11 protein-coding genes, 1 rRNA gene and 1 CRISPR repeat array are annotated in these 13,113 nt (G+C 45.2%); of the genes, 9 read left to right on the top strand and 3 right to left on the bottom strand.

Translation table 11 applies throughout. The features are described from left to right. Window positions 1-219 precede the first annotated feature (219 nt). The 6 genes from QUB16_RS22485 (at window position 220) to aroF (ending at window position 6,053) form a co-directional block, all read left to right on the top strand. Window positions 220-798 (top strand): ubiquitin-conjugating enzyme E2, encoded by a 579-nt coding sequence (locus QUB16_RS22485; RefSeq protein WP_333319527.1) that lies wholly within the window; start codon window positions 220-222, stop codon window positions 796-798. Between the two features lie 3 nt (window positions 799-801). Continuing rightward, window positions 802-2,882: direct repeats of the CRISPR family, unit length 36 nt; unit sequence GCCGCAATTCACTTTTCCCCGCAAGGGGATTGAAAC. Between the two features lie 219 nt (window positions 2,883-3,101). Further along, the gene (locus tag QUB16_RS22480) at window positions 3,102-3,245 is read left to right on the top strand and encodes a hypothetical protein (RefSeq protein WP_333181345.1); all 144 of its coding nucleotides are present in this window, start codon (window positions 3,102-3,104) and stop codon (window positions 3,243-3,245) included. Between the two features lie 66 nt (window positions 3,246-3,311). Continuing rightward, window positions 3,312-3,521: a hypothetical protein gene (locus QUB16_RS22475; RefSeq protein ID WP_333278373.1), complete on the top strand. Its 210-nt coding sequence runs from the start codon at window positions 3,312-3,314 to the stop codon at window positions 3,519-3,521. Between the two features lie 280 nt (window positions 3,522-3,801). Further along, a complete protein-coding gene (gene rpsO / locus QUB16_RS22470) occupies window positions 3,802-4,071 on the top strand; it encodes a 30S ribosomal protein S15 (protein ID WP_190661928.1) in 270 nt (89 codons plus the stop codon). Window positions 4,072-4,166: 95 nt separating this feature from the next. Further along, on the top strand, window positions 4,167-4,640 hold the full coding sequence (locus QUB16_RS22465; protein WP_333319525.1) for a PAM68 family protein: 474 nt from the start codon (window positions 4,167-4,169) through the stop codon (window positions 4,638-4,640). 351 nt (window positions 4,641-4,991) lie between these two features. After that, the gene (gene aroF / locus QUB16_RS22460; protein WP_333319523.1) at window positions 4,992-6,053 is read left to right on the top strand and encodes a 3-deoxy-7-phosphoheptulonate synthase; all 1,062 of its coding nucleotides are present in this window, start codon (window positions 4,992-4,994) and stop codon (window positions 6,051-6,053) included. Between the two features lie 265 nt (window positions 6,054-6,318). On the opposite strand, the gene QUB16_RS22455 is transcribed toward aroF, so the two are convergent. Then, the gene (locus tag QUB16_RS22455; protein WP_333319521.1) at window positions 6,319-8,919 is read right to left on the bottom strand and encodes a dynamin family protein; all 2,601 of its coding nucleotides are present in this window, start codon (window positions 8,917-8,919) and stop codon (window positions 6,319-6,321) included. Window positions 8,920-10,360: 1,441 nt separating this feature from the next. On the opposite strand from QUB16_RS22455, the gene acpP reads away from it, so the two are divergent. The 3 genes from acpP (at window position 10,361) to QUB16_RS22440 (ending at window position 11,806) form a co-directional block, all read left to right on the top strand. Then, the gene (gene acpP, locus QUB16_RS22450; RefSeq protein WP_333319570.1) at window positions 10,361-10,591 is read left to right on the top strand and encodes an acyl carrier protein; all 231 of its coding nucleotides are present in this window, start codon (window positions 10,361-10,363) and stop codon (window positions 10,589-10,591) included. A 180-nt stretch (window positions 10,592-10,771) separates the two neighbouring features. Beyond that, window positions 10,772-11,248: a hypothetical protein gene (locus tag QUB16_RS22445; RefSeq protein WP_333058558.1), complete on the top strand. Its 477-nt coding sequence runs from the start codon at window positions 10,772-10,774 to the stop codon at window positions 11,246-11,248. Between the two features lie 117 nt (window positions 11,249-11,365). Beyond that, complete coding sequence (locus tag QUB16_RS22440) at window positions 11,366-11,806, top strand: hypothetical protein (protein WP_333319519.1); 441 nt, start codon at window positions 11,366-11,368, stop codon at window positions 11,804-11,806. Window position 11,807: 1 nt separating this feature from the next. On the opposite strand, the gene QUB16_RS22435 is transcribed toward QUB16_RS22440, so the two are convergent. Both QUB16_RS22435 and rrf read right to left on the bottom strand, forming a co-directional pair. Continuing rightward, window positions 11,808-12,638, bottom strand: a complete 831-nt coding sequence (locus QUB16_RS22435; RefSeq protein WP_333319516.1) for a hypothetical protein — start codon at window positions 12,636-12,638, stop codon at window positions 11,808-11,810. Window positions 12,639-12,910: 272 nt separating this feature from the next. Then, window positions 12,911-13,028 (bottom strand): 5S ribosomal RNA (gene rrf, locus QUB16_RS22430). Between the last annotated feature and the right edge of the window lie 85 nt (window positions 13,029-13,113).

Here is a 13,113-nt window from a genome sequence, read left to right as displayed (position 1 = left end):
CTTGTCAAACTTGAATAGAAACTAAATAATTATCTAAAAAATGTCGAACAAATTCTTTGCATAGATGGTGTTACACCTCATAGCCTTTACTGGGAACTGCTTCCACAAGGATTGAAACTTGAATAGAAACTAAATAATTATCTAAAAAATGAGCAATACTTCAATTTAAATGCACAACAGCTTACTGTGTCTCGGTGAAACTAAATAATTATCTAAAAAATGAGCAATACCCCAATCAGTAATAGAATCCTGAAAGAAACCCAGAAACTCGCGACCAACCCCATCGTAGGCATAGACGCCCAGCCCGACCAGGACAACCCAAGATATTTCCATGTGACGATCGCCGGCCCCAAGGACAGCCCATATGAAGGGGGCCAATTTAAACTTCAACTATACCTTCCAGAGGAATACCCTATGGTTCCTCCCAAAGTCCTCTTCATGACAAAAATTTACCACCCTAATATAGACTTCCTCGGTAAAATCGGTTTAGACTTTTTGAAGTATGAGCGCCAGTGGAGTCCCGCCCAAAATATTAGAGGGGTGCTTCTTACTATCCGATGTTTATTATTATTTTCCGATCCTAACGCTGACAACTCCCCAAATGAAGAGGTACCAGGGCTACATGAGGACTGGTTTAAGCTACATAAGGACGATTTTAAAGTTCCCGAATTGAGTGGAAACATAAGTTGTGTCAAACGGCTCATCCAAAATGAAAAGGTACATGAGCACTGGTTGAAGGACAAGGACGACGCCATTGAAACTGCACGCCATTGGACTCTTAGATACGCCTCGCAATAAAAAGCCGCAATTCACTTTTCCCCGCAAGGGGATTGAAACCCAACAACGTCGGTCTCGATGGTGACCTCTACCTGCCGCAATTCACTTTTCCCCGCAAGGGGATTGAAACGAAATTGTTTCTCGACTTCCTCAATAAGTTGTAGCCGCAATTCACTTTTCCCCGCAAGGGGATTGAAACTTTCATATGTCTGATAACCATTGTTGAGTTGTAATGAAGTCAGGCCGCAATTCACTTTTCCCCGCAAGGGGATTGAAACTATTGCTGACAATCAATTAGTCATAGGAGTTACAATTTTTAGCCGCAATTCACTTTTCCCCGCAAGGGGATTGAAACTGAAAAAGGTCTTCGTAGTAGTTGGGCAACACAAGTGCCGCAATTCACTTTTCCCCGCAAGGGGATTGAAACCCTGCTTGAATATTGCACAAGTCTTGCACTAGAGAAGCCGCAATTCACTTTTCCCCGCAAGGGGATTGAAACCGTAAAATCAGTGCCTTCAGTTAAAGCTTGAGAAAGACCAGTCGCAATTCACTTTTCCCCGCAAGGGGATTGAAACAATACTTGTAGTTAAGAAAGGATCGTTCTGGAAAATATTGCCGCAATTCACTTTTCCCCGCAAGGGGATTGAAACATGAGTGTTAGAAGCAAAATGACGAGCCAAATACTCACGACGAGAATTGTCGCCGATACTAGCTTTAATGCCGCAATTCACTTTCCCCCGCAAGGGGATTGAAACCTCAATACTGGAAAGGTCAGTCTTTTCAATGTTTAAGCCGCAATTCACTTTTCCCCGCAAGGGGATTGAAACAAGAATCCGTCAGAGTCAGCCCCCCGCAAGTGTTCCAGTGCCGCAATTCACTTTTCCCCGCAAGGGGATTGAAACGCTGCGACCCTAGCGGCTGACCTCGACGCCCGGTCCGGGCCGCAATTCACTTTTCCCCGCAAGGGGATTGAAACTATAAGTGAGTTTTTCAAGACGGTTGGCATATATTTCTGGTTGCCGCAATTCACTTTTCCCCGCAAGGGGATTGAAACTTTGTCAAACCTACCGATCGTAGAGTCTGATCAAGCCGCAATTCACTTTTCCCCGCAAGGGGATTGAAACATGTAAATGGAAGTGATATATTTAATTTTTATCAAGCCGCAATTCACTTTTCCCCGCAAGGGGATTGAAACTTGCCTGAATGAGTCCATCCGGTTTCCAATATTTGCGCCGCAATTCACTTTTCCCCGCAAGGGGATTGAAACTTAGGAAATTGAGTAGTCATATCGTTTTATTTTCTGTGTGCCGCAATTCACTTTTCCCCGCAAGGGGATTGAAACAGGAGAGTCAACTACGTTAAAAGGAGCTTCTACTGCTTTATTAAAGCCGCAATTCACTTTTCCCCGCAAGGGGATTGAAACTTGTTGACCTAGATCAGAGGTAGTCAGTTGCACCTTAAGAAGCCGCAATTCACTTTTCCCCGCAAGGGGATTGAAACTTCGATTGCAATTTGAGCGATAGAAAGATCCGGGAAGATGTTGAGCCGCAATTCACTTTTCCCCGCAAGGGGATTGAAACCAATATTGAGAATTGAGTTAACCCCAGTCTCTACAATGCCGCAATTCACTTTTCCCCGCAAGGGGATTGAAACTCTGTGTTGCCACCTATCTACACCGTTCAGATACATGCCGCAATTCACTTTTCCCCGCAAGGGGATTGAAACCCGGCCGGGGCAGCGCTACCGGGCCAGCGTGACGCTGCCGGGCGCCGCAATTCACTTTTCCCCGCAAGGGGATTGAAACAATCAGAAAAGACAAGGAGATTCGGCTGTTAATTATTACTCATGCCGCAATTCACTTTTCCCCGCAAGGGGATTGAAACAGCAGACACCCCAAAGGGCGTTTCGGCATTATTTTTTTGGGCCGCAATTCACTTTTCCCCGCAAGGGGATTGAAACAGTAAAGTATGCTAACTACTAGCGAATTTTAAAATCGGCCGCAATTCACTTTTCCCCGCAAGGGGATTGAAACAAGGACTAGGTAAAGCTGGTGGTTTTGTTAAAGCTAAGCCGCAATTCACTTTTCCCCGCAAGGGGATTAATATCAATTCCGGCTGTGCCCAAACGATCGGGACACGGCAGTGCCGTGTCCCTACGCCCGACTGTAGGGACACGGCACTGCCGTTTCCTCTTTTCCCCGCAAGGGGATTGAAACTTAAAACCTGCAAAAGACTTCGCCTACGATGAAAAGACAATGCTTTCGCCTAGCGTGCCGGAGACCGATCGCCCTGTAGGATAGAAAAACTGCCAATTTTTCCACTGCTATGCCTGAATCCATCCAGCAAGAAGCTCAAGCCATTGTGGATAGCCTTGCATTCATTCCCTTTCAGGATTGCATAGCCCTTTCTAAAGAATTTCGCTCTCCTTCCGATGAGCGCTGGGATCTACGCAGCTATCATCAGAGTTAGAAAGCCTAATCATCCAAGCTATTAACCCACCCTATAACGTGAGAATTCCAGCGAGGGACTAACTCTATGCAAACCCAGCCTGCTATCACCGGACATCTCTCCCCTGAATTAGCACAAATCTTTCTGGAAGGATTACCCGCACACATTCGTACCGGACTGTCCATGCGAGCCAAAACAATGAACTATCCCGTCTGGGCAGTAATTGAAATGGCGATCTCCGGCTATCTGGATGAAGAAGCTCTATCCTTTGTCGATTGCAAGCCCAAGCTCGACTAGCGATCGTGCAGTCCGCGTGTGGGAGACTATCCCGTAGGGAATCGCCCTTTCCGCAGGAGAATGCGATCGCTATTACTACACAATATTTACACTTGCCATCCGAATCCTAGCGTCACGGGTAATCAGGGGCGTCGCAATTCACTTTTTCCCGCAAGGGGATTGAAACTCGGTCTGCGAACTTTTGCAGCAAAAATTTCATCCCGCACGCTGCACCCTTGTCGATCGACTGTGATATCATTGGAGATTGTGACAATCGTACAAAAAAAACTAAAATCAATTCATGGCTCTTACACAACAGCGCAAACAAGAAATCATGGGCGACTTCCAAACCCATGAAACCGATACCGGTTCAGCAGATGTCCAAGTCGCCATGCTGACCGATCGCATTACAAAACTCAGCGCCCACCTGAAAATCAACCAAAAAGACTTCGCCTCCCGGCGCGGTTTGATGATGATGATCAGCCGCCGCAAGCGCCTGCTGGCATACATCCAAAGGGAAAATGTCGATCGCTACAAAGCATTGATTGCCCGTCTAGGCATTCGCGGCTAAACACCAAAGCCAAAATTTGCGACAATATTCTTTAATCTTGGACAAACACCAAGACTTATTGAAAAATGTTCGAGATTTCAGGTTAGAGATAAAATATGTCCTCCGAACCACCCCGCAAGCGCTTGCCCTTTGAACCGGCAACAAATCGTAAAAAAACGCCTAAAAAGCCCCCAGAACCCCAAGCAAGCCTAGCCTTAGAGTCGGATTCTGCCGACAAGCAGCCCAAAGCTAACAAAACCGGAAAACAGTCGCAATCCATCCCCGAAGTAGTCAGCCAACGCATGATATCCCGCATAGCGGTATTCTGCGGCATACCGACAATGCTGGGAATTTGCACATTTTTTGTCAGCTATTTGGTAGTCAGCAAAGGCTTGTTTGATCTGCCCAACACAGCAGTATTGCTGGTAAGCATGGGCTGTTTTGGTCTAGGCGTTCTGGGATTGAGCTACGGAGTCCTCTCGGCTTCCTGGGATGAAGAAATTTCAGGAAGCACTCTGGGGTGGGAAGAATTTAATACCAATTTTGGACGGATGCGAGAAGCGTGGCGCGCCGCCAAGCCAAAAAGTTAGTCATTAGTTATTAGTTATTGGTTATTGGTGACAACTTAACATTAAACCGATAGTCCGATAGTCCGACAGGGAATGAATTCCCTGTCTCAAAGCGAAAGTCCTCTAAAGAGGACTAAGGAATTTAAAAAGTTTTCTTCTCAGTCCTCATAGCGAGGACTTTAGCTTTGAGACAGGGGTTTTAACCCCTGGCGGACTTGGCGGGTAAGCGAGAGAACTTGGCGGACTAAAAGCTTAAGTTGACACCAATGGCTACTGCCGTGTCCTGATATCATTCGATCGCCATTGCATCTATTTTTCTCAGTGCATCCGTGTCATAATTCGTGTCTAGCCCAACTAAAAAGGCAAAAAAAAATGATTATAGTAATGAAAGCCGGCACTCCAGAAGCCGAGATCGATCGACTAGACGAAGAGCTCCGCACTAACTGGGGTTTAATACCAGAAAAAATCGTCGGCCGTTACAAAGTTGTCATGGGTTTGGTAGGCGACACCGCCGAGCTCGAACCGATGCAACTGCGCGAAATGAGCACCTGGATTGAAGAAGTGCTGCGGGTAGAAAAACCCTACAAACGCGCTTCTCTGGAGTACCGCCAAGGAGAAGCCAGCACAGTAGAAGTTGCTACTCCTTTAGGAACTGTGATGATCGGCTTGCACCACCCGATCGCGATCGTAGCAGGCCCTTGCTCGGTCGAAAACGAAGAAATGATTGTGGAAACGGCAATGCGCGTCAAAGCTGCTGGAGCTCATTTTCTCCGTGGTGGCGCGTACAAACCGAGAACTTCCCCCTATGCTTTCCAAGGCCACGGCGAGAGTGCTTTGGGATTGCTAGCGGCGGCGCGGGAAGCTAGCGGTTTGGGAATTATCACAGAAGTTATGGATGCGGCGGACTTAAGTGCGATCGTAGAAGTAGCCGACGTAATCCAAGTCGGGGCGAGAAATATGCAGAATTTCTCACTGTTGAAGAAAGTTGGAGCTCAAGACAAACCTGTTTTGCTGAAGCGCGGTATCTCCGCCACCATTGAAGAATGGTTGATGGCTGCTGAGTATATCATGGCTTCTGGCAATCCGAACGTGATTTTGTGCGAGCGCGGAATTCGCGGGTATGACAGGCAATATACACGCAATACCCTAGATTTGTCGGCAGTACCAGTATTGCGGACTCTGACTCACTTACCGATTATGGTTGACCCCAGTCACGGCACCGGTTGGGCGCAGTTTGTACCCTCGATGGCGTTTGCTTCGATCGCCTCTGGTACTGATTCGCTGATGATTGAAGTGCACCCGAATCCGAAAAAAGCTTTGTCTGACGGGCCGCAATCTTTAACACCGGATCAGTTCGACAAGTTGATGGAAGAATTGGCGGTGATTGGTAAAGTCATGGGACGTTGGCCACAGCCGGTGCCAGTTTTGGCATAAAAACACCAGTAATATAATGTCCGGTCAATTAACCGTAATTCCTGTAGGGGCGGGTTCGCCCTAATTTGCAACACAAAGCCGAGATTCTGGAAACCCGCCCCTCTCCTTGGGTATGACTTACCCGTTAGATCGAATCCGATCGATTAACCATAATATCCCGGCCGGGGCGGGTTTTTGAGATTGTCAATTATTGGCTGGTATTGTTGGCTAACGGGCCCCTACGAAAATCGCGGTCGATCGATTGGACATGATATTATTCATTGAATTAGCGATCGCTTTGATTTAAGATTGTTTGAATTTGATTTTGTACTTGTTCGAGCTCCCGACGTTTTTCAGCCAGCCACACTTTTTGGGACTCGCATTCTGCTTGATTTTGGCGATCTCGATTTTCCTGCTGTTCTAATAAATTTTCCCACAGCGAGATCGCTTTTGACATCGCATCGCTATTCGCATCAGCGCGATCGTCAAATACTGCAATAATTCTTTGTTGTACCTTCTCAAAAATAGACTCTGCCGATTCGCCAAATTTCTCAAACCCTAACTCGCAAACTTTTTCCTTAATCTGAGCTTTAACAGCATCGCCATCTAAAAAACTCCAGCCCAAACCGCCACCAGCACCAGCGGCTAAGCCACCCAAAACAACTCCTATAAAACCAAGTCCTGTAAAAAATAGCAACGCAGCACCAACTGCTGCACCAATTCCTAAACCCCCAAAAAATCCACCATCCTCAATCTCGCCAATGGATGAAGCTATTCCGCTTCCACTGCTGCCAATTCCGCCTAAGCTACCTGCTGTTGCTAAGTTATTGAATTGAGCGACAAGGCTAGTGCTGAGTTGCTGGTCAAACTGTTGAAATTCTTGCCGTATTGCATCAATATCTTCACCGATTTGGCTGTCTAGCACTCCCATATTTTGTTTTAAAATAGACTGTACTTTTTGATTGCCCCAGTCATCAATTTCTTCGGTGATGTCTCGTACAAATTGATCTGCATAATCTTTAGTCAACTTGTCTTGACTCATGATGTGTCCGTGTTCGGAAGTCCAGCGATGACTTTTTTCCATCAGGCGTTCTCCCAATCCTTCCACCCATTCATTCCAAGATTCAATAGCTTCTTCTACTGATTCCTCCCTCAGTTCATTAGCTAAAAGTTTGATTTTCACCTCGCGGCCGCTTACTTCCGCCATTTGTTCAAAAATCTTCGCCTTATCTCCTTGGGAAACTGTCAAATTTCCTTCTAGCATTTCCCTATATTGACTCAATTCATTGCAGCCAGTATTAATAATTTGCTTAATTCCGGCGGCTGATTGCTGAAGTGCGATCGCCCCCCGTTCAACTGTCAGAAACTTCTCAACCGAATCAGTAAAACCCTGAAAAGATTTTAGATAATCATCATTTTCATTGCCTGCTAAAATCGCTTCTAATGCAGATTGAGCAGAAATAAAATGAATCCGGTTTTCACCACCAATCAAATTTTGACTTGTAACAATTGTTTCCACCCTTTTTCGTACCTGCTGGCGACTCTCTTCCCGCCGCAGCAAATCGAAAAAATTAACTACCATAAAAATATTACTCGCGCCTTCCTTATTACCATAATTTAGTTCTTTTTTCAAGTACAAAAGCAGTTCTCGCTCTTTCTCGGTTAAAGCATTTTGAGCATGAGTTAAGAAAATAACGGCATCAGTTGTTTTGAGCACCTGTTGGGTGATTAATGTGCGTTCGGCTTGTTCGTTCAATCCAGGAGAATCAATAATTTCTACTCCATTGCAGCACAACTCTAATTCGGGATGTTCAAAAACGATTTCGGCAATTTCCGACTTGGCAATTTCATCGGCATAGGAACCATAAGCCGCTTGTTCCGAAATCGAAGCTTTCTCTTGATATTGTGCCGGTGAAATTTCTTCCTCCCGTCCATTTTTGTAGCGACAAATAACCCGGCGCTGCGAACCATATTTCAAAATAGTCACATTACCACTACAGGGAATATCGCGCACTGGTTGGATTTCCTCACCAAGTAAAGCATTTAGTAAGGTTGATTTGCCTTTACTAAATTCGCCGACAACAGCAACGCGAAAACATGGAGATTGCAATCTTTGAGATACTTTCGTTACTTCTTCTGCTAAAGTAGGAGATAGCACGTTGCGATCGCTTCCATTTTGCAGAGTTAAGCCGAGTTTTCCACAAACAGCATCCATTTGTTGTCTATACTCCTGAAACTTTTTCAACTCCTGATAGGACGAAACTGACTGTTTTTGATTTGTTTTGTGTTTCGGTTTGGCTGGTAAATGTCCGATAATGTGACTGGCAGCACGGACAAACATAGAATCGAGAGATTGAAATTGCGCTGGATCTAGTAACGAGTGGACTTCTGCTAAAGCTGCTGTATCGCTGATGGCTTGATTGCTAAAACTCGCTTCCAAAACACTCAAAAATCGCGCATTAACTCCGAGTCGATCGGCAATGATGGTCAAATACTGTTTTTCTCGTTCATCTATTGTCCCATCTGCCGCCGACATTTGATACCCAAAACTAATTAACAGCAGTTTTTCCTCTTCGGAAAAGCACGATGTGAGCGCCAGCAACGCCGTCAATTTCTTGTAAACTTGCTGTTCCCGCACGCTCTTAACCATCGGCATTACGAATTGGCGCAAACTGTTGTTAGCGGGAATAAGTTCCGTAAAAATTGTCCGCAATCGCTGTGTTTCCTCAGCACTTACCGTACCGTCGGCATGAATGACTCCCAGCAATATCGTCACCAGCCCCGCCAGGAAAAGCACAGGCGGAGTAATATCCTCTTTTCGGAGGTTTTGCCCGGTCAGCCGCGAAACAAGCTCAACTGTTTGAGGACTAATTAGCGAAGTGTGCATTTGCAGGGCTTATTGATAATTTTTTTTTATTTAAACTAGCATAATATATTAGTTATTCTGTGGATTGGTAACACGGTAGAAATTGATGATGAACTTTGTATTTCCCCCGGCGGTACAGGCTGCGATCGAGGCTGGCAAGTACGTACAAGTGTTTACATCGGCTGGAGTGCCGATCGGCATGGCGAGAGATGCAGCAACGGGAGAGTTTGCGGCCCACGCCGTTGGCGCGGTGGTCAACAACAGCCCCCTATCGCCGTTAGTGTCTCCCGTGCAGCTTGCAATGGGAGGCTTGCAGATGTACCAAAACCACATGGGCTTTCAAGCCGTCCAAACCAGTTTGGGCGTGCTGCAAGCGACAACAGCCGTCATTGGTGTGGGAGTTGCCGCTGGGGTAGCCTTGTCGGCGGTGAATTTGCACCAGACTTTGAAACTAAAAAAAGCAGTAGAAAGGCTGGAAGTTAAAGTAGAAAATGGTTTCATCAATTTAGAACAACTTTTGAAAGGTCAAGGCGCAGAAATTAAGCAATTAATTTCCGAAGTGGTTGCAGATATAAAATTTGAGAACCATCGCCTAGTCTTAGTGCGGGCTTACGGGTTATTTAATCAAGCAATTCAACGAATGCGATCGGCTTTGCAACTGCAAGATATCAACCGCCGCAATGCTGAAATTGATGCGGCGCGGGGGATGCTGTTTGAGGCTTTAGCTGATTACAGAAATCCGCAGTTGTTGTCAGAAACCTGTGCGGCGGGACAGTTGCGGCGGTTAGAGTGCAGTTGGACGATCGAACAAAGTATTATTGCGACTTATCAGGTGCAAAATGAATTTGGTGCTGCGGGCGATCGTATTTCTCAACTTCAACAACAAATCCGTCAAGATAGCCTCGGTATTATACACTGTTGTGACTCAGACGAAGAGCTTGACTTTCTTTTTCCTGAAATTACGTGCATTCACGATCGCGATTTAGTTTTATTAGAGACTTGGCAAAATCAGATTGAATGGATGAAAGCTTTACCGCCAAGTGAATTAAAACAGTTGCAAAGTGCTGATTTTAGTAAACCTGACTCTGCTTTTAAGGTGGAGAAAAACTCAGCCGCAACAGCTTTAGCAATCCCAGACGAACAGTTATTTTATGAAAATTTGAAGCCGAAGTCTCATTTTTACGCGCTTCGCACTCAACTGGAATGGATGCTCGATCGGCAGCGACGTGAAGAGTATGAAGATTATATCATTGAACAAGGGGAACTAGGGGGTCATACAAGTTTAGTATCGTCGAATTTGGAAAAAGCCTCTGATTTGGCTGTGGCTAATCTATTTTGGTACTTCAAAGTCCGGGATGAATCCGAAGAGGAATTAGAATTAGATTCTGATGAAAGTACGAATAATACTGCTACTGCTACCGTTGTTGCAGAATCTTTCCCAAGCGATAAGGTTAAGCAGCAAATTTATGAAAAACTCAAAGCCGTTGTTGCCAAGCAACTAGAATTTGAGGCAAGTAAAGTCACCATAAACGCTAATTTTGCCAAGGATTTAGGAGCCGATTCTCTCGATGCAGTAGAGCTAATTATGGCCATTGAGGAGGAATTCGACATTGAAATTCCCGATCAAGCTGCGGAGAACATAGAAACAGTTCAACAGGCTGTTGATTACATTTACCAAAAAGTTGCTGTTTAAAAAGCAAAGACAGTAACCAAGTTCAAATTCCTTAAACAGAAGAAAGCACTAGAAAGACTTCAAGCTTTCATGTAATACCAACTCACCAGAGCGATCGGTGTAAGGACACGGCCAAAGCCCATGTCCCTACCAAAAATTGTACGAGCAATGTCATTATTATTACAACAAACATCAAAAAAAATGAAGTCTAAATCAGTTACCCAAATCAGCGGAATTCCCGGTCAATTAGTCGGTGCAGTTCCCGTCCGAACCAGCGGTACAGGAACTCTTAAAATTGTTGGGGACACCTTACAAGGAAATTTCACTTCATTTTTTGGGTTAGAAATCAAAGAAATTGTCATTCCCATTCAAAATGTCAAAGCAGTTGAAATAGGGGAAGGCTGTACTTGGTGGCTGCTCGGACTCGGAATTCTAACCCTCGGCTTATTCTTCATTGGTATTATCTTCATTGTGTTGGCTTTTGTTGTAAAACAGCGTTATATTGCCATTTACACGAGTAGTAGTAATCTCATTCTGTTTTGTACAAAAAATGATAAAGTCAACCAGTTTCGTAACGAAATTATAGAAGCTTGTCGTCCCAAACCGAGCTATATGCCCCGACATTCTCAGTCTCCCCCACCACCGCCTTCTTTGCCAAATAGATTCATACTTAGCTAAATTTACCAGGTCGATCGCTATTTCTACCAAAGTGCGATCGCTCTTCTTTTGAGGAAAGCACAAAGCGCGGTAAAAACAAAAAACTTAGGGACATACAGTTTAAGGAGTAAAAATCTAATGCAACTAATTTTGGCAGAATTTTGTGGACGCTGGGGCTGTTCTTGGTGGGAGAACATTATCACCATCATCTTGGTTAGTCTGAAGGGTAAGGGAGTTGTACTATTGCTGGGATTATTGGTGATGCCGATATTTTTGGTTTTGCTAATATTGCTAGTAGGCTTGATGCCAGCTTTTGAATTTATTGCTAGGTTTGGGAGAGACAAACAAGAACTCCAAAACCTAAACAATTCTCAGGAACAAGACCAAAGCATTTTATCAGCAGGAGCTAAGTTTGTCGGTCGTAGAGGAGCTAAATTTTTGGGTCGTAAATTGAAAGAAGTAAACAAACAGGAAGATGTCAATTCTCAGGAACAAGACCAAACGATTGTATCAGCAGGGGCTAAGTTTTTAGATCGTAAAACAGCTAAATTTTTGGGTCGTAATGGGGAAAAAAAGTGATTTAATCCCACCAGTAAACCACAACAGGCGGCGGATTTTCATAACCCCCATAACCAATAAACACAGATGCCCGATCGCGATCCATCACTTGCACATCATCCGCCATCCAAGTCTTCCCAAAATCAACCAGCGGGTAAACGCAATCATCATCCCTACTCCAAATATAAAGCGTATCAGCGTGCCAGCGATCGTCCAAATCTCGCAGCAATAAACCCAAATTACTGTAAAGCCTACCGCTATTTTCATCCTCCGCAATCAGCGGCAGCATCATAAAATTCAGCCACAAATCTCTGTTCTGATATAGATCGGTTAAAATCGGTTCCGGGTCGAAATTATTCCAGCGTCCATTTTGCAGCATCAGCGCTTCCATCAACTGCTGCGGCGTACATTCTCCGACAGCTAGCGACAAATCCACGCGCGGTGCAGGTGCATTTTGTCGAAATTTTTCATTTCTAGCGCCTCGCCTTTCAACAAGCGTTTGGCGGCGTTGATGGCGCGGTTGAGCTTCAAAAACCCACGCCCCCCGCGAGTAACTTTTGGGAGCACCAACAGCGGGCAATGGTTCGGGAATTTCGTTAAATCCTGCCAGCAAGCGCTGATATCCGTCTGCTTCATCAAATGTCACCCAGTGCGATCGCCACACGCACTCCAAAACAAAACCAATTGTAACGCAAGGAGTGCGATCGCAGTCCATCAGGGCGATCGACCAATCATCGCTATCTTCAAACCGAGACAGCCACTGCGAAGCCGCCTCCCATTTAGGCAGCAAGTCTCCTTCTGGAGATTTCCGCATTTCCTTCATAAGCCGCACTCTGTCTGACGGAGTGAACATTTTAGGTTAGCCGCGAAGTTGAATAGTTCATTTGTAGCACAATTATTTAATCCAAACCATCAAAGCTCGATCGGGGTGATTGTCAGAATTAAAAAGTGCGATCGAGTCTGTAGGGTGCACACTGCGCACAAAGCCTCTACCAATAGCGGATCAAACCATTTTTTTGGGCAAATTTTTAAATTTACAACCAAACACCAACTGAAACAATCATCAAAAACAACAAAGCCCCTATCTGTATTGCAGAAAGAGGCTTTAGTGATTTGAAATAAAATCCCAGGCATCGAGCTATTTTCTCAGGCAGTGACCCGCCAAATATCTTCGCCACCGCAGCGTTTAACAACCGAGTTCGGGATGGAATCGGAGTGGTGCCACTGCGTCATAGACACCTAGAAAAACTGTAAGGGTAAAAAACCCTGAAGACTGCAGAGAATTAAGTCATCATCATCACCATGTAGAAAGAGAGGTCAAGCCCTCG

This window comes from Microcoleus sp. D3_18a_C4 (assembly GCF_036702415.1).
Classification (GTDB): domain Bacteria; phylum Cyanobacteriota; class Cyanobacteriia; order Cyanobacteriales; family Microcoleaceae; genus Microcoleus.
This window is presented reverse-complemented; position numbering and strand designations above follow the sequence as displayed.